Here is a 17,594-nt window from a genome sequence, read left to right as displayed (position 1 = left end):
AAAAAATGCCGAAGACACCGGTGACCGTCGTGGGCCTCGGCTCGATGGGCTCGGCCCTCGCGGGCGCTTTCCTCGCGGCCGGGCATCCGACCACCGTGTGGAACAGGACGGCCTCGAAGGCCGATCCTCTCGTCGCACGCGGAGCGATCCTGGCCGCGACGGCCGACGACGCGGTGCGGGCGAGCCCGTTGACCATCGCCTGCCTCACGACTTATGAAGACACACGCGCGGCCTTGGAAGCGGCCTCACTGACCGGACGTGCTTTGGTCACCTTGAACAGCGGCTCCCCGGCCGAAGCACGCCGGATGGCCGGATGGGCAAAGGATCGCGGCGCGCGCTACCTCGACGGCGCGATCAAGAACGTGCCGTCGGCCGTGGGAGCGCCGGACACGCTGCTGTACTACGGCGGCGACAAGGCCGTCTTCGACGAGCACCGGGAAACGTTGCGGGTGCTGGGCGGCGACACCGTCCACCTCGGCGAGGACACCGATCTCGCGGCGCTGTACGAAACGGCCGTCGGCGGCACCCTGTTGCCCGCGCTGGTCGGGTTCTTCCAGGGTGCCGCCGCGCTGCGGTCACGCGGGCTCGAAGCCTCGACGCTCCTGCCGTACGCCACCAAGTGGTTCGAGATGATCATCTCGGTGCTTCCGACGCTCACCAAGGAGATCGACAGCGGTGACTACTCGGATCCCGCGTCCTCGGTGGACATCTTCCACGCCGGCGCCGCCGCCGACCTCGGGCTGGCCGAGGAAGGCGTCGACGTCGCGTGGCAGCTGCCGATGCACGACCTCGTGCGGCGGGCCGTCGAGGCCGGGCACGGCGATCGCAGCATCTCGGTCCTGACCGAACTGCTCAGCGTTGGGGCCGCAGGGTCTTCGACCACAGCGAAGCGCCCGTAGCGTCCCTCAGGTCGACCGTGAGCGCGCCGCTCCGCCCGTCGATGTTCACCTCGCCGAAGTGCTGGAAGCCGTCGGCGGGCGAGGTGTTCGCGGCGGGCGGGGCGTGCACGAACACCGCTTCCGGCCCGAAGGTCGGGTCGAGCTTGTTCGGGCCGAACGCGCCGGCGTTGAGCGGGCCGGAGACGAACTCCCAGAACGGGTCGAACTCGGTGAAGGAAGCGCGATCCGGCGAGTAGTGGTGCGCTGCGGTGTAGTGCACGTCGGCGGTCAGCCAGACGACGTTGCGCACCCGGCGCCGCGAGATCTCCCGCAGCACCCAGGCGAGTTCGGTCTCGCGACCGCCGGGCGCGCCGGGAAGACCGTTGGCGACGCCTTCGATGGCCTTGCCGTCCGGGACGGTGAGCCCGACCGGGAGATCGGCCTGGATGATCTTCCAGGTCGCGGTGCTGCGGTCGAGCGCGTCGACGAGCCAGCGGGCCTGGCGATCGCCGAGGATGCGGCCCGGCTTGGTCTGGTCCGAGGTGTTGGCGTCCTTGTAGGTCCGCATGTCCAGCACGAAGACCTCGGCGCGGGAACCGTGCCGGAAGTTGCGGTAGACGCGGCCGTCGACGGCCTGGCGCCGGTCGATCGGGTGCCATTCGTGGAACGCCTGGAACGCGCGGGCGGCGAGGACGTCGACGCGCTTCTCGGTGTATTCGGGGCGGTCGTCGAGGATCTCCCCCGGGTACCAGTTGTTCACGACTTCGTGGTCGTCCCACTGGACATAGGACGGCACGCTCGCGGTGAAGCGCTTGAGGTTCTCGTCGAGCAGGTTGTAGGCGAACTGGCCGCGATACTCGTCGAGCGTCTCGGCGACCTTCGACTTCTCCGGGGTGACGATGTTGCGCCACACCCGCCCGCCGGGCAGCGCGACGGTCTCGGTGAGCGGGCCGTCGGCGTAGACCGTGTCTCCACAGTGGAGGAACAGATCCGGACGGCGGTCGGCCATCGCGCGGTAGATCGTCATACCGCCGAGTTCGGGGTTGATGCCCCAGTTCTGCCCGGCGACGTCACCGGACCACAGCAGCCGGACGTCGGAGCGGCCGACGGGGGCGGTCGTGAAACGGCCGGTAACGGCCTCGCTGCGAGTGCGGCCGTCGAGGTCCTCCGCGGTCACGCGGTAGTGGACTTCGGTCCCCGGCATGAGCCCCGCGACGCGGACCTTGCCCGTACCGCCGGTCTCCGGGCTCATCACCGGGCCGCGCACGCGGCGCGCGTGCCGGAACGACGGGTCCCGGGAGACCTCCACGATCAGCCGCGACGGCCGGTCGGCGCGCGACCAGACGATGCCGGAACCGGTGGTGACGTCGCCGGACTGGACGCCGTGGGTGAGCACCGGACGGTCGCGGCGGAGCAGCGGGACCGGGTTCGCGGTCGCGGTTCCGGGGAGAAGCAGGCCGCCCGCGGCCACTCCGGCGCCGGTGAGACCGGCTTTGAGCAGCGTGCGGCGGTTGTGGTGGGTTGCGGTCATGGCGCGGTTCTATCCCGCGGCCACGGCCGGTGGGCCAACGGCGGTTTGCGCGGTGATGAACGAACGGACGGTAGCCGTTCCGGCGGTTTCCGCGACTCTATTCGACTTCGCGTGTTCTAGGCAGATTTCGCCGCCGAGAAGATGCTTCGCGACAAAGAGTCCACCCAAGGAATGTGAATCAATTTTCGAATGATTTGCCATCTATCGACTCGAACTTTTGTTCGATTCACTGGTATTCTTGCGGGGTGTCCGGACAACGTATCCTCGAACCGCCGCAGGAGCTGTGGCGTGCCGGTGCGCGCGAGCTCGCGCACGGTGTCGTCGAGCGGTTGTCGGTGGCACGACAGGCGTTGGCGGAGGTCGGTCAGTTCCTGGTCGAGATCGAATCCCGCGGCCCGATGGAACTGTTCGGGCACGGCTCGACCGCCGGCTGGTTCGCCGAGACCGCCCGAATCACCCCGAACGAGGCCCGCGACACCGTCACTCGCGCGTTGGCGGTGAACGAGAGCCGGAATCTGGATGGCACTCCCGTCCCGGCGTTCGCGCCGATCGCCGGTGCCGCGGCGGCAGAGGGTGACCTGGGGCATCAGCAACTCGACCCGATCCTCGCGGTGCTGAAGAAAATCCCAGCCGACGCCTCGGCCGACGACCGGACCGGCGCCGAACAGATCCTGGTGACCTTGGCCCGCCACGCCGGACCGCAGGAGATCAGCAACGTCGGCGCCGAACTCCTCGCCCACCTCGACCCCGACGGCAACGAACCCAAAGACGAAGACCTCAAACCCCCGTCACGCGAAGTGCACCTCCACAAGCGTGACGACGGGTGGTGGCGGCTCAACGGCCTCCTGGACCCCGAATTCGGGGCCCGCGCCAACGCCCTGTTCGAAACCTGGGGACAACGAAGACCCGTCGACGAGGACGGCAACCGCGACCCCCGCACCCCCGGCGAGCGCAATGGGGACGCACTCTTCGACGCGATCCACTACGCGATGACCAACGACAAAGCCCCCACCCTCTCCGGAGACCGGACGACGGTCGTGGTCACCATCCCGCTGGAGACTTTGACCTCAGGGCTGGGGGCGGCCTGTGTGGACGGGGTCGCGCAGATCACCGCCCGGCACGCCCGGATGCTGGCCTGCGACGCGAAAATCATCCCCGCGCTCCTCGGGAGCGAGAGCGAACCCCTCGACATCGGCCGTGCCGCCCGCAGTGTCACACCCGCTCAACGCCGGGCCTTGAACCTGCGCGACCACGGGTGCGCGTTCCCCGGCTGCCGGCGAAGACCGAAACACTGCGAAGCCCACCATGTTTTGCCGTGGGGACAGTTCGGTGACACCGATCTGAACAATCTCTGCCTGTTGTGCCGCTATCACCACATGGTCATCCACGGCCAATCCGGCTGGAAAGTCCAGATCACAAACGGAAGACCCGAATTCATCCCACCGCAGTATTTGGACCCACTGCAAACACCCCGCCGCAACCATCGCTGAACCCGAGGGAGCCCGCCGACCACATGGCGACGGGCCCCTCGGCATGCGCGGAAATCAAGACTCGACCGCTGCTTCAACGGCCTGCCGCTCGCCTAGCGGCCACTCCCGCAGGCGTTCCGGAACACCTCTCCGACCCGCATGCCCGACTCGGCGAAAGCTTGGAGAAAGGGTGCCCCCAGCAGGACATCTTCCGGCCCAGCCACGTCGAAGAAGCGGTGAAGCTCGCCATCCATGGCTCCCGTCCCGGTGAACATCCCCGAGTCGGCCCGGACGGCGACGCCGTTACTGCGGTTGCTGCTGCTGACTCGGCAGCGTCCCCGCCGCCATCCGCCGCGCCACGTCCCGCCGCAGCCACAGCAGCCACAACCAGATCCCGAGGAAGATCACCCCGAGGATCGCCACGGCGGGCAGCGCGACGAAGAACGCGATCAGCGCGGCCTGCAGCACCAGCACCGCGGGCACCGCCCAGGGCTTCTTCAGAAAACCGCACAGCACGATCAGCGCGACCGCGATCACGATCACCGACCAGCCGGTGAACGAGCCGACCCCGCCGCCGAGTTTCGCCACCACCGGCAGCGCGAGCGCGACGGTGATGCCCTCCATGATCAGCGAACCGGCCATCACCCCGCGGAAGGACTTCATCGGGTCCTTGGCGGGCGGCTTCGGGGTCTCGTCGGTCACGCCGGCTCCTTACCGAACAGGGTCCTGGCCTCGCCCGCGGTGACGACGGAGCCGGTGACCAGCACGCCGCCGCCCGCCAGTGGTTCCTCGGGGTCGTCGCTCTGCTCGACGAGGCCGATGGCGGTCTCGATCGCGGCGTCCAGGCTGGGCTCGGCCACGACCCGGTCTTCGCCGAAGATCGAGATGGCGATGTCGTTGAGTTCGTCGAGCGGCATCGCGCGCGGGGAAGAGTTCTTGGTGACGACGATCTCGGACACCACCGGTTCGAGGGCGTCCAGGATGCCGCGCGCGTCCTTCTCCGCCATCACGCCGACCACGGCGGCGAGGCGGCGGAAGGCGAACTCCTCGGCGACGGTGGTCGCGAGTGCCTTCGCGCCGTGCGGGTTGTGGGCGGCGTCGAGCAGCACGGTCGGGGCGGCGCGGACGCGCTCCAGCCGACCGGGGGTCTCGACCTCGGCGAAGGCCTCGCGTACGGCCTCGATGACCAGTTGCTTGTCCTTGCCCGCGCCGAAGAACGCTTCGACGGCGGCCAGCGCCAGCGCGGCGTTGGCGGCCTGGTGCGCGCCGTGCAGCGGCAGGAAGATCTCGTCGTAGACCCCGCCGAGGCCCTGCAGTTTCAGCATCTGCCCGCCGACGGCGACCTCGCGCTCCAGCACGCCGAACTCACTGCCCGCGCGGGCGACGCTCGCGTCGACCTCGATGGCGCGTTCCAGCAGGACCTTCTGCACTTCGGGGTCCTGCTCCGCGATGACCGCGACACTGCCGGGCTTGATGATCCCGGCCTTCTCCACCGCGGCCTTGACCGGGGAGCCGCCGAAGTACTCGACGTGGTCGACGCCGATCGGTGTGATGACGGCGACGTCGCCGTCCACGACGTTGGTGGCGTCCCAAGAGCCGCCGAGCCCGGTCTCGATGACCGCGGCTTCGACGGGCGCGTCGGCGAAGGCCGCGAACGCCATCCCGGTGAGCACCTCGAACTTGCTCATCGGCACCGCGTCCTGGCCGCCGGCGTTGTCCACCATGGTCACGTACGGCGCGACGTCGCGGTACAGGTCGACGTACGCGGCGGCGGAGATGGGGGCGCCGTCGAGCGCGATCCGCTCGGTGACGAGTTGCAGATGCGGGCTCGTGTACCGGCCGACGCGCAGGCCCATGCGGGTCAGCAGCGCGTCGATCATCCGGGTGGTCGAGCCCTTGCCGTTGGTCCCGGCGACGTGCAGCACCGGGTAACCGCGGTGCGGTTCACCCATGAGGTTGACCAGGGCCGCGATCCGGGCGAGGGACGGCTCGATCTTGGTCTCGGGCCAGCGCTGGTTCAGCTCGGCCTCGACGGCGAGCAGTTCCCGGCGGGCCTGCTGCCCGTTGGGGTCGGACGGGGCGAACGCGTCGCCCTGGTCGTCCAGTTCGTGCAGTTCCACGTCCTCCGGGGCGACGAGGTCCGGCACGGGGCCGAGCGCGAGGTTGTCCCCCAGCTGCCCGATCCCGCCGATGCCGCCCCGCGCACCGCCGCCCGCCTGGTACGCGGCGTCGGGTGCGTCCAGATCCGGGTCGGTGTCGTCGGACGGATCGTGGGCGCGGGCCCCCAATTCGTCGACACCGGCGAAACTGTCCAGATCTGCCAGGTCCGGGGATTCCCTGAAATCTTCGGAATCCCGGCCGTCACCTCGCGGCACGAACTCTCCTCTTAGCCTTGCTGCCTGTCACGCCGAGTCTACGTGCGGCTTTTCCTGGCACTCTCGACGCATGGGGTTCAACCACAACGACCACTATCACCCGCTGCTGCTCGACCAGTTGCCTCCCGGGCCCGGCGTGGCGCTGGACGTGGGCTGCGGCAGCGGGCGGTTCGCGCGGCGGCTCGCGGCCACCGGGATGCACGTCGAGGCGATCGACCGGTCCGGTCCGATGATCGACCTCGCCCGCGCCGCCGGCTCGCCGGGCCCCGGCACGATCTCGTACCGGCAGGCCGACGTGGTCGCCGAAAAGCTGCCGGAAGAGGCGTACGACTTCATCTCCTGTCTCGCGATGCTCCACCACGTGCCGTTCGACACGGTCACCAGGCTGCGTGACGCGCTGGTCCCCGGCGGGGTGCTCGCCGTGCTCGGCCTCGGCAGGCCCAGCACCGTCGCCGACTACGCGCGTGCCCTCGTGGCCTCACCGGTGAACGCGCTGGCCAGGGTGGTCGTGTACGCGGGCGAGCGGCTGAACGGCGGCGCCGACCCTCTGCCGACGGCGCCGATCGTGGAGACCTTCCCGCCGATGAACCGCGTCCGGCGCGACGCGGCCCGCCTGCTGCCCGGCAGCCGGGTCCGGAACCTGCTCTTCTTCCGCTATCTGCTCGTCTACCGGCGGCCCGAAGACGATCACCCGATGTGACACCCCAAGCGGGTGAAACCGGCGCCCGACCACCCGATCGGCGGCGCCGACGGGGGCGGATCCGGTTCATTTTTGAGAGGCCATCCAGTCCGGAGATCGGGGTCCTCATGCGCTACAGACGCGTCCTGTTCGCGGCCGTCTCGACCGTCGTCCTGCTGATCGCCTCCGCCACGGCGGCCACCGCCACCACGCGGTCCTACCGGAATTACGTCGCGCTGGGTGATTCCTACACCTCCGGACCGCTCATCCCGCTCCCCCGCCTCGATCCGCTCTTCTGCGGCAAGTCGACGCAGAACTACCCGTCGATGCTCGCCTCCGCACTGCGGGTCCGTTCCTTCACCGACATCAGCTGCGGCGGCGCCGACACCACCAACATGACGCAGCGCCAGAGCGTCACCCTGGGCAGCAATCCGCCCCAGTTCAGCGCCCTGCGCGCGAACACCGACCTGGTGACGGTCGGTATCGGCGGCAACGACTACGGCGTCTTCGGCACGCTCGTCGGCACCTGCCCGTCGCTGCGGGCGAGCGATCCCACCGGAAACCCGTGCCAGGACAGGTTCACCGTCGGCGGCGTCGACACCATCAAGGCCAAGATCGCCGACACCGGCAAGAACGTCGAGAAGGTGCTGGCCGGGATCCACGCCCGCTCGCCGCGTGCCAAGGTGCTCGTCATCGGCTACCCGCGGATCGCGCCGGAACGCGGCTACTGCCCGAAGATCCTGCCCTTCGCCGAGGGCGACTACGCGTGGCTCAACGACGTCGAGAAGGCGCTGAACTCGGCGATCGAGAAGGCCGTCGCGGCCGACGGCAAGGCGACCTTCGTGGACACCTTCGGACCGTCCGCCGGGCACGACGCCTGCGCGAAGAACGGGGCCGCGTGGATCAACGGGCAGCACACGAAACTGCTCGCCGCGGCGGCTTACCACCCGTACCGCACGGGGATGGCGGGGGTGGCCGCGGTGGTCCTCCGTCACCTCCGCTGAATGTCATGAAAGGGTCGTTCAGGACAAAAAATGTCCTGAACGACCCTTTCATGACATTGGTCAGGAGGCGGGGAGGGCGGCCAGCCGGGCGTTGATGCGCTCGATGTCCGCGACCGCGGTCTCCTTGCGGGCCCGGATCTTGCCGATCACCGGTTCCGGCGCCTTGTCGATGAAGGCCTGGTTGCCGAGCTTGGCCTCGGCCTGCGCCAGTTCCTTCTCCGCCGCGCCGAGGTCCTTCTGCAGACGCTTACGCTCCGCGGCGACGTCGATCGTGCCGGACAGGTCCAGCTCGACGGTGACCACACCGGCCGACAGCCCGACCTCGAGCGACGCGCTCGGCGCGAAACCCTCTTCGGGCTGGGTCAGCCGGACCAGCGAGCGGATCGGCTCGTCGTGCCCGGTCAGCTCGGCGAACCCGTCACCGGACAGCCGCGCGGCCACCTTCTGGCTGGGCTTGAGGCCCTGGTCGGCGCGGAACCGGCGCACCTCGGTCACCAGCTTCTGCACGTCCGCGATCCGCTTGTCCGCCACGGCGTCGGCGTACGAGGCGTCGGCCACCGGCCACGGGGCGATCACCAGCGACTCGCGGCCGGTCAGCGCCGTCCACAGCTTCTCGGTGATGAACGGGATGAACGGGTGCAGCAGCTTCAGCACGGTGTCGAACACGTGCCCCAGCACCGCGCGCGTCGCCGTCACGCGGGCCTCGTCGCCCTGGAAGACCTGGACCTTCGACAGCTCCAGGTACCAGTCGCACAGCTCGGTCCAGGTGAACTGGTAGAGCGTGTCGGTGGCCTTCGCGAACTGGTAGTCCGCCAGGTAGCCGGTGACCTCGTCGACGACGTTCCCGAGCCTGCCGAGGATCCAGCGGTCGGCCTCGGTGAGTTCGGCGGCCGGCGGCAGCGGGGCGTTGGCGTCCGCGCCGTTCATCATCGCGAACTTGGTGGCGTTCCAGAGCTTCGTGGTGAAGTTCCGGGAGCCCGCGACCCACTCTTCGCCGATCGGCACGTCGGTGCCCGGGTTGGCGCCCCGCGTGAGGGTGAAGCGCAGCGCGTCGGTGCCGTAGGCGTCCATCCACTCGATGGGGTCGACGCCGTTGCCCGCGGTCTTCGACATCTTCTTGCCGAACTGGTCGCGGACCATGCCGTGCAGCGCGATGGTCTTGAACGGCGCCTCGCCGGTGGCGTAGAGGCCGAACATCATCATCCGCACGACCCAGAAGAACAGGATGTCGTAGCCGGTGACCAGCACCGACGTCGGATAGAACTTGTTCAGGTCCGGGGTCTTCTCCGGCCAGCCGAGGGTGGAGAACGGCCACAGGCCCGACGAGAACCAGGTGTCGAGGACGTCCGGGTCCTGGGTCCAGCCCTCGCCCGAGGGCGGCTCCTCGTCCGGTCCGACGCAGACGACCTCGTCGTTCGGGCCGTACCAGACCGGGATGCGGTGGCCCCACCACAGCTGCCGCGAGATGCACCAGTCGTGCAGGTTGTCGACCCAGTCGAAGTAGCGCTTCTCCATCTCCGCCGGGTGGACGTTGACCCGGCCGTCGCGCACCGCGTCACCGGCGGCCTTCGCGAGCGGGCCGACCTTGACGAACCACTGCAGCGAAAGCCGCGGCTCGATCGGCTCCTTCGAGCGCTCCGAGTGCCCGACGCTGTGCAGGTACGGGCGCTTCTCCGCGACGATGCGGCCTTGCTCGCGCAGCTTCTCCCGCACCGCGACGCGGGCCTCGAAGCGGTCCATGCCGTCGAACTCGGTGCCGGTGCCGTCGATCCGGCCCTGCTCGTCCATGATCGTGATCATCGGCAGGTCGTGCCGCTGGCCGATCTCGAAGTCGTTCGGGTCGTGCGCGGGGGTCACCTTGACCGCGCCGGTGCCGAATTCCGGGTCGACGTGCTTGTCCGCGACGATCGGGATCTTGCGCCCGGTCAGCGGCAGCTCGACCTCGGTGCCGATGAGGTGGGTGTAGCGCTCGTCGTCCGGGTGGACCGCGACGGCGGTGTCGCCGAGCATCGTCTCCATCCGGGTGGTGGCCACGACGATCGCGTTCTCGCCGTCGCCGTAACGCATCGAGACGAGTTCGCCTTCGACCTCTTCGTGCTTCACCTCGGCGTCGGACAGCACCGACCGCAGCTCCGGCGACCAGTTGACCAGGCGCTCGGCGCGGTAGATGAGGCCGTCGTCGAAGAGCTTCTTGAAGATCGTGTTGACGGCCTTGGACAGACCGTCGTCCATGGTGAACCGCTCACGGGTCCAGTCGACGCCCTCGCCGAGGCGTTTCATCTGGGCGAGGATCTTGCCGCCGTGCTCGTTCTTCCACTGCCAGACGCGCTCCACGAAGGCCTCGCGGCCGAGTTCGCGGCGGCTGGTGCCTTCGGCGCGGAGCTGCTTCTCGACCAGCGCGTGGACCGCGATGCTCGCGTGGTCCATCCCCGGCAGGTACAGCGTCTCGTCGCCGAGCATGCGGTGGTAGCGGGTGATGGCGTCGATCAGCGTGTGCTCGAACGCGTGCCCGATGTGCAGCGAACCGGTCACGTTCGGGGGCGGGATGACTACCGTGAACGGCGGCTTGTCCGACGTGGGGTCGGCCGTGAAGTAGCCGGCGTCTACCCAACGCTGGTAGAGCGAGGCTTCTTCGTCGGCCGGGTTCCAGGTACCCGGAAGGTCGGTCTGCTGCGGCTGGGCGTTCTCGGTCACAGTTGACAAGTCTACGAACCCCCTCTATCGACTTCCTCACCGGCCGTAACGCCCGCCGTTCACAGCCGATGAGGGGATGTCGTGACGCACTGGGGAGGGGCGGGCTCTTGGAAGACCGGCGGCTGGAGACGCATCCGGATCTGATGGATCCGGAGTGGCGCAAACGAGCCGAACGCGAGGCTCGGCTCGGCGCGAAGAAGGACCGCAAACGGCAGCGGAAGCAGCGGCCGCGCCGCCGGTTCCGGATGACCCGCAGGGTCGTCGTGGTCCTGTTCGTGATCGGGACCGTGGCATTGCTCGGGGCCGCGGCGGTCGTCGTGCACCAGATGCGGGGAAGCTCCGCTCCCGGGCCGCAGCCTCCGAAGGCGGCCCCGGTGCTCACCGGCGTCGACCTCGATCGGCCGTTCGACCGCACGCCCGCCGCGAACTGGCGTGAAGGGACGGCCGGGATCACCGTGCCGCCGGGGCAGGCCGTCGGCGGCTTCACCGCTCAGGAGGTCGACGCCGCGTACCGGAAGGTGACGGAGGCCATCGCGGCCGCGCGGCTCGGGTCCCGGGCGCTGCGGGACCACGACGGTTCGGAACTGCTCGCGCTGCTGGCCCCGAACGAGCGCGCCCATCTCCAGGAGATGCTCACGAGCGGTCCCACCGTCGAGAAGAACCGGTACTTGACCCTCATCGGGCCGAAGGCGCTGTCGAAGGTTCCCCCACGGATGACCGGCGCGCTGACGGCGAAGCCCGGTGGCAAAGGCGAACTGGTCGTCCACGCGAGCTACACCACCGCGTACGCCTTCGACGCACGCCCGGGCGAGGCACTGTCGCCGGTGGACATCGTCCCGTTCCTCCGCGAAGAACAGGACTACGTGATCCGCAAGGCACCGCCGTTCGCGAAGGCCGACGCCGGGCTCTCCTTCGGGGAAGGGAGGGGCTACCGCTCACGCATGGCCTGCGACGCGATCAAGACCGGTCTCCTCGCACCCCAGTACGCTGACAAGGACAGACCTCTCGCCGGCCCACCCGTCGCCGACGAGGTCGCCACCTACGACCCGACGAAACCCCTGCCGTCGCTGGACACCTGCGGGTAGCAGGCCGAACCCTGGGGAAGAGGACCGAGATGGACGAAGAGGACCGGCGGATCGAGACCCATCCGGATCTGATGAACCCGGACTGGCAGAAACACGCCGAACGCGACGCCTGGCTGGGTGCGAAGAAGGAACTCAAGAAGAAGCGTCGTAGGCAGCAGAAGGCCGCCGGGGGCGGTTACTCCGCGCCGGGGACGAGCCGGTGGCCGGGTATCGCGGCGCTCGTCGGCCTGATCGTGCTGGTCGTGGCCGCGGTGACGGTGAACGCGGTGCAGGAACGCGGCGTCAACGAGACACCTTGGTTCCCGCTCGACGAGTCGCAGATCACCAGGATCGTCACCGACGCCTGACCCCTCGGTCGCGCGCGAAGACGGCAAGGCGCACGATGGGGTCATGACCCGCGAAGCACCCGCGAACGACGTTGACGAGACACAGCTCGAGGTCGGGAAACCGAAGAGCTGGGCGGCCGGGATCCCCGGTGTCGCCGTCTCCCTGATGCGCGGCATGGAGCAGATGGGCGCCGCGCGCACCGTGAAGACGCTGCGCCTGCTGAACCAGCGCGACGGCTTCGACTGTCCCGGTTGCGCCTGGCCGGAGCCTCGCGAGGTCGACGGCGAGCACCGCAAGCTCGCGGAGTTCTGCGAGAACGGGGCGAAGGCCGTCGCCGAGGAGGCGACGAAGCGCCGCGTCGGCCGCGAGTTCTTCGCCGCGTATTCCATCCACGAGCTGGCGGACAAGACGGACTACTGGCTCGGCCAGCAGGGCCGCATCACCGAGCCGTTCGTGCTGCGCGAAGGGGCTTCGCACTACGAGCCGATCTCCTGGGACGACGCGTTCACGCTGGTCGCGGACGAGCTGCGGGCGCTGAGCGACCCGAACGAGGCGATCTTTTACACCTCCGGCCGCACCAGCAACGAGGCCGCGTTCCTCTACCAGCTGCTCGTGCGCTCCTACGGCACCAACAACCTGCCGGACTGCTCCAACATGTGCCACGAGTCCTCCGGTGCGGCGCTCGCGGCCACGACCGGGATCGGCAAGGGCTCGGTGTCGCTCGCCGACATCCACAAGGCGGACCTGATCGTGGTGGTCGGCCAGAACCCGGGCACGAACCACCCGCGCATGCTGTCCGCGCTGGAGGAGGCCAAGGGCAACGGCGCGAAGATCGTGGCGGTCAACCCGCTGCCCGAAGCCGGCCTGATGCGGTTCAAGAACCCGCAGAACGTCCGCGGTGTGATCGGCAAGGGCACCCCGCTGGCCGACGAGTTCGCGCAGATCCGGCTCGGTGGCGACCTCGCGCTGTTCCAGGCGATCGGGCATCTCCTGCTGAAGTGGGAAGAAGAGACCCCAGGCACGATCGTCGACCACGCGTTCATCGAGTCGTCGTCCGAGGGCTTCGAGGACTACGCGAAGCATCTGCGGGAGATCGACTGGGCCGAGGTCGATGCCGCGACCGGGCTGCCGCGTGAGCAGATCGAGCGGCTGGCGCGGATGATCGCGACGTCGAAGCGGACCATCTACTGCTGGGCGATGGGGCTGACGCAGCACAAGCACGCGGTGCAGACCATCTCCGAGGTCGCCAATCTGGCGCTGATGCGCGGCATGATCGGCGAGCCGGGCGCGGGACTGTGCCCCGTGCGCGGGCACTCCAACGTCCAGGGCGACCGGACGATGGGCATCTGGGAGAAGATGCCGGAGTCGTTCATGGACAGCCTCGACGCCGAGTTCGGCATCAAGGTGCCGCGAGACCACGGTCACGACACCGTCGCCGCGATCCGCGCGATGCGGGACGGGCACGGCAAGGTCTTCTTCGCCGTCGGCGGCAATTTCGCTTCCGCCACACCGGATACTGAGCTGACCGAGAAGGCACTCAAGTCGTGCTCGCTGACCGCGCACGTGTCGACGAAGCTCAACCGCTCGCACGTCGTGCCCGGCAAGACCGCGCTGATCCTGCCCACCCTCGGCCGTACGGAACGCGACGTCCAGGCCGGCGGCGAGCAGTTCGTCACCGTCGAGGACTCGATGTCGCAGGTGCACACCTCGCGCGGCAGGCTGACCCCGGCCAGTGAGCATCTGCTCTCCGAGGTCGCGATCATCTGCCATCTCGCGGAAGCCCTGCTCGGTGCCGGGCACCCGGTGCCGTGGCGGGACTTCCACGCCGACTACGACCTCATCCGTGACCGGATCGCCAAGGTCGTCCCCGGCTGCCACGACTACAACGCCCGCGTGCGTGAGCCCGACGGGTTCGTCCTCCCGCACGCGCCGCGCGATTCGCGGCAGTTCAACGGAACCGCGAACGGCAAGGCGAACTTCACCGTCTCCGAACTCGAGTACCCCCAGGTGCCCGAAGGCAGGCTGCTGTTGCAGACGATGCGCAGCCACGACCAGTACAACACCACCATCTACGGCCTTTCCGACCGTTACCGCGGCATCGAGGACGCGCGGCGCGTGGTGCTGGTCAACCCCGACGACCTGACCGCGCTCGGGCTGGCCGAAGGCGCGATGGTCGACCTGGTCTCGGAATGGCGGGACGGCGACCGCCGGGCACCGCGGTTCCGAGTGGTCTCCTATCCGACGGCGAAGGGCTGTGCGGCCGCGTACTTCCCCGAGGCGAACGCGCTGGTGCCGCTGGATTCGGTGGCGGACAAGTCGAACACCCCGGTGTCGAAGGCGGTCGTGGTGCGGCTAGAGCCGGTGGCCGCACCTTAAGCTGCCCGCTTGGCGGTGCCGCCCGGCGCCGGACGGGGTCCACCGTGAAAGGGCCAACCCCTTTCGCGGAAAGGCCTTGTCATGTCACGAAGATCGACCTCGCGTTGCTTCGCCGCCCTGGCTTCGCTCCTGCTCGTCGCGGTGTTGCCCGGCGCGGCCACCGCCGCTCCGGGTGCACCGCCGCCGCTGCCCTTCGTCTCCCAGCTCGACCTGTCCTGCTACCGGACCGAAGGCTACAAACCGCCGCCGACGGAGCTCACCCTCAAGCACCTCAACCCCGTGCTCGGGGATCTGCCGGTGGAGACGGTCAAGCTCGGTGAACGCCAACAACTGTGCGTGCCGGTGGCGAAGAACGGCGCGATCCCGCCGCCGGGGATCGTCGACTACGTCCGCTGGGTGGATCTGTCGTGCTACCGGATCGAAGGCCGCGCGGTGGACTTCCCGCTGACGCTGAGCCATCTGAACCCGGTCGTGCAGAAGCTCGGCATCCAGGATTCGCACGTGACGATGTTGTCGCCGGAGCAGTTGTGCGTCCCGGTCGCGAAGAACGGCAAGCTGCCGCCGCCGGAGATCCTGTCGTTCGTACGGCACATCGACCTCGCGTGCTACACCCTGCGCGTCCTCGGCATCCCGACCATCCCGTTCCCGCTCACACTCGGCCATCTCAACCCGGTGCTGGCCGACCGGCCGAAGGTGGACGTGAAGGTCGGCAACGCGCGGCAGTTGTGCGTCCCGGTGGCCAAACGCGGTGACGAGATCCCGCCCGAGGTGCTCGGCACCGTCCAGTGGCTGGATCTGGCGAAGGCGGACATCAGCACCGCGCCGAGCGTCGTCGGGCCGGTCACGCTGAAGCTGACCCACCTGAACCCGGTGCTGTCCCACTTCCCCAGCGAAGCGGCCGTCATCACCGAGCCGGTTCAGCTCGGCCTTCCGGTCGCCAAGAACGGGAAGATCCCGCCTAGGGAGTGACGCGGCTCAGTCGATGCACTCGGTGCCTTCGGCCCTGATCGGCTGCTGGCCGAGCGCACCGGTCGCTCCCCCGCCCGCGGAGACGCCCGGTCCTTTGTAGACCTGGCCGAGGACGACCTCGACCTGGCCCGCCGCGACCGAATCGGCTTTCTGGACGTCCAGTCCGCCGAGCAGTTTCGCGATCTCCGCGGCGGGTCCGGCCGCGTCGCTGTACCGGACGACCGACGTCCGGCGGCCGGCCTCGGCCTTCGTGTCGCCCTTGCCGTATCCCTTCTCCGCCAAGAGTTCCGAGACGCGCGCGGCGAGACCGTCCTTGCCGCTCGCGTTGACGACGTCGACCTTGGGCCCGGCGGGCGCCTGCGGGGTCGTGGGCTGGGCGCCGATCAGCGAGGCGGCGAACGCGCGCACCTGGGCGGGATCCACCTGCACGGCGGTCCAGGTCGGATGCCGGGGGTCGTAGCGGTAGTCGGGGTTGACCACCGGGATGGTCTCGAACGCGATACCGCCACCGGACACCCCGCGCATCTGCCGCACGAAGTCGAGCAGGTTCCACGAACCGTCGAGCACGACCGAACGCTTCACCGCGTCGATCAGGTCGGACACGCGCGCCGGGTTGGCGAGGGTCCCGCCGGAGAGCACCTGTTTCGCCAGCCCCGCGAGGAACACCTGCTGGCGGCGGACGCGGTCGAGGTCGCTGCGGGGCAGGTTCTTGCGCTGGCGGACGAAGGCGAGCGCGTCGGCGCCCTGGATCGTCTGCGGCCCGGCCGGGAAGTCCGCGCCCGAATCGCGGTCCTTGGTGGCGTTCTTCAGGCAGACCTCGACGCCGCCGACGGCCTTGCTGATCTCGTAGAAGCTCAGCAGGTTGACCTCGGCGAAGTGGTCGATCTTGACGCCGCTGAGCTCTTCGACGGCCTTCAGGGTCGCCTTGCGCGCCGCGGTGATCGCCTGCTTGTTGATCTCGGCCTTGTCGGTCTTGCCCGCCGCGCGCTGCTCGTTCGCCGAGGCGAACTTGGTCCGGCCGAAGATCTCGTTGATCTTGCTCTTGTCCTTCGTGCCCGGCTGCGCGACCCAGGAGTCACGCGGGATCGAGAACGCCTTCACCGCCTGCTGTCCGTTGGGGATGCGGAGCACGATGAGGGTGTCGGTCAGGTCGTCGCCGTTCGCCCCGGCCCGCAGTTCGCGCAGGATCTCCGGCGGGAGCGGCCGGTCCTGGTTGTCGGTGCGCGCGTCCCGCCCGACCAGCAGGATGTCCAGCGAACCGTCGGCGGGCTGCTCCCCCGGATCCGGCGCCTCGATCACGTCCTCGCGGGTGATGCCGTCGAGCGACTCCAGCGTCGTGTATCCGTACGCGGTCCCGCCGAACACCGCCACCGCGAGCGCGGCGACCAGGACCTTCCCCAGCTTGTGCACGTTCCATAGACGCGCCGGAAGCCGTCACCGCTGCATCAGTGATCCAGTTCACATCCTCAGATGCGAGGCGCCGTTCAGGTCGAGGATCGCCCCGGACGCCCACGCGGCCTCGCCGGAAGCCAGGTAGAGCACCGCGGCCGCGACCTCCTCCGGCGTGCCAACCCGGCCGAACGGGCTCTCGCTTCGCGCGCCTTCGACCTTCGCCGCCACCCGGTCCGTCGCGGTGAAACCGGGCGCGACCGAGGTCACGGCGATCCCGTGCGGGGCGAGGGCCACGGCGAGCGACTGCCCCAGCGAGTGCAGCGCCGCCTTGCTCGCACCGTACGCCGGGAACTCGGGCTCGCCCTTGAAGGCTCCCCGCGAGCCGATGTTGACCACGCGGCCGGGCGCGCCGCGCTCGATCATGTGCCGCGCCACGCAGTAGGTCACGTTCGCGGTGCCGAGCACGTTGACGTCGAGCATCCGTCGCCAGACCCGCTGCCAGTCCGCATAGGACACTTCGGCGACCGGATGCGCCGAAGCCGCGGACGGCGCGAAGGCGGCGTTGTTCACGAGGACGTCGACACCGCCCACCAATGCCTCGGCCTCGTCGGCGACCCGTTGCGCCACTTCGGGTTCCGCAAGGTCGCCCTGGATCAGGCCGTGCCCGGAACCGGGCAGCTCGCCGAGGGTGCGCTCGGCTTCCTCCCGCTTCGAGGCGTAGTGGACGGCGACACGGTCGCCCTTTTCCGCGAAGGCGCGGGCGATCGCACGGCCGATGCCGCGCGACGCCCCGGTGACCAGAACTCCCACGAGCC

At 69.2% G+C, this 17,594-nt stretch carries 14 protein-coding genes; 8 read left to right on the top strand and 6 right to left on the bottom strand.

The genetic code is table 11. From position 1 onward, the window contains the following. Window positions 1–5: 5 nt before the first annotated feature. The gene (locus AORI_RS50950; RefSeq protein WP_043847978.1) at window positions 6–899 is read left to right on the top strand and encodes an NAD(P)-dependent oxidoreductase; all 894 of its coding nucleotides are present in this window, start codon (window positions 6–8) and stop codon (window positions 897–899) included. On the opposite strand, the gene AORI_RS50945 is transcribed toward AORI_RS50950, so the two are convergent. Beyond that, entirely contained in the window at window positions 853–2,409 is a 1,557-nt protein-coding gene (locus AORI_RS50945; RefSeq protein ID WP_016332376.1) for an alkaline phosphatase D family protein, read from the bottom strand. The genes AORI_RS50950 and AORI_RS50945 overlap by 47 nt on opposite strands. A 245-nt stretch (window positions 2,410–2,654) precedes the next feature. Between AORI_RS50945 and AORI_RS50940 the strand changes: the two genes are divergently transcribed. Continuing rightward, window positions 2,655–3,899 (top strand): HNH endonuclease signature motif containing protein, encoded by a 1,245-nt coding sequence (locus AORI_RS50940; protein WP_016332375.1) that lies wholly within the window; start codon window positions 2,655–2,657, stop codon window positions 3,897–3,899. A gap of 282 nt (window positions 3,900–4,181) precedes the next feature. Here the strand turns inward: AORI_RS50940 and AORI_RS50935 are convergent, their stop codons facing one another. Continuing rightward, window positions 4,182–4,580 carry a DUF4233 domain-containing protein gene (locus AORI_RS50935; protein WP_016332374.1) on the bottom strand — a complete coding sequence of 133 codons (399 nt, stop codon included), beginning with the start codon at window positions 4,578–4,580 and terminating at the stop codon, window positions 4,182–4,184. Continuing rightward, the gene (folC, locus tag AORI_RS50930; protein WP_016332373.1) at window positions 4,577–6,253 is read right to left on the bottom strand and encodes a bifunctional tetrahydrofolate synthase/dihydrofolate synthase; all 1,677 of its coding nucleotides are present in this window, start codon (window positions 6,251–6,253) and stop codon (window positions 4,577–4,579) included. The genes AORI_RS50935 and folC overlap by 4 nt, the downstream gene beginning before the upstream one ends. A gap of 70 nt (window positions 6,254–6,323) precedes the next feature. Here folC and AORI_RS50925 point away from each other — a divergent pair, with 70 nt between their 5' ends. Further along, window positions 6,324–6,953, top strand: coding sequence for a class I SAM-dependent methyltransferase (locus AORI_RS50925; protein WP_016332372.1), 630 nt, complete (start codon window positions 6,324–6,326; stop codon window positions 6,951–6,953). A gap of 107 nt (window positions 6,954–7,060) precedes the next feature. Beyond that, window positions 7,061–7,936, top strand: a complete 876-nt coding sequence (locus AORI_RS50920; protein ID WP_016332371.1) for an SGNH/GDSL hydrolase family protein — start codon at window positions 7,061–7,063, stop codon at window positions 7,934–7,936. A gap of 60 nt (window positions 7,937–7,996) precedes the next feature. Here AORI_RS50920 and AORI_RS50915 read toward each other — a convergent pair whose 3' ends face one another. Then, window positions 7,997–10,630, bottom strand: coding sequence for a valine--tRNA ligase (locus AORI_RS50915; protein ID WP_016332370.1), 2,634 nt, complete (start codon window positions 10,628–10,630; stop codon window positions 7,997–7,999). A gap of 107 nt (window positions 10,631–10,737) precedes the next feature. Between AORI_RS50915 and AORI_RS50910 the strand changes: the two genes are divergently transcribed. From AORI_RS50910 to AORI_RS50895, 4 genes are all read left to right on the top strand, one after another. Next, entirely contained in the window at window positions 10,738–11,715 is a 978-nt protein-coding gene (locus AORI_RS50910) for a hypothetical protein (RefSeq protein ID WP_016332369.1), read from the top strand. A gap of 29 nt (window positions 11,716–11,744) precedes the next feature. Beyond that, window positions 11,745–12,062: a hypothetical protein gene (locus tag AORI_RS50905; protein ID WP_016332368.1), complete on the top strand. Its 318-nt coding sequence runs from the start codon at window positions 11,745–11,747 to the stop codon at window positions 12,060–12,062. Between the two features lie 43 nt (window positions 12,063–12,105). Further along, window positions 12,106–14,418 carry an FdhF/YdeP family oxidoreductase gene (locus AORI_RS50900; RefSeq protein WP_016332367.1) on the top strand — a complete coding sequence of 771 codons (2,313 nt, stop codon included), beginning with the start codon at window positions 12,106–12,108 and terminating at the stop codon, window positions 14,416–14,418. 81 nt (window positions 14,419–14,499) lie between these two features. After that, window positions 14,500–15,387, top strand: a complete 888-nt coding sequence (locus AORI_RS50895; RefSeq protein ID WP_016332366.1) for a hypothetical protein — start codon at window positions 14,500–14,502, stop codon at window positions 15,385–15,387. 6 nt (window positions 15,388–15,393) lie between these two features. On the opposite strand, the gene AORI_RS50890 is transcribed toward AORI_RS50895, so the two are convergent. Both AORI_RS50890 and AORI_RS50885 read right to left on the bottom strand, forming a co-directional pair. Beyond that, complete coding sequence (locus tag AORI_RS50890) at window positions 15,394–16,797, bottom strand: LCP family protein (protein WP_016332365.1); 1,404 nt, start codon at window positions 16,795–16,797, stop codon at window positions 15,394–15,396. A gap of 48 nt (window positions 16,798–16,845) precedes the next feature. Beyond that, window positions 16,846–17,589, bottom strand: a complete 744-nt coding sequence (locus AORI_RS50885) for an SDR family NAD(P)-dependent oxidoreductase (protein ID WP_016332364.1) — start codon at window positions 17,587–17,589, stop codon at window positions 16,846–16,848. Between the last annotated feature and the right edge of the window lie 5 nt (window positions 17,590–17,594).

The sequence above is a fragment of the Amycolatopsis keratiniphila genome (genome assembly GCF_000400635.2).
Lineage (GTDB): Bacteria > Actinomycetota > Actinomycetes > Mycobacteriales > Pseudonocardiaceae > Amycolatopsis > Amycolatopsis keratiniphila.
This window is presented reverse-complemented; position numbering and strand designations above follow the sequence as displayed.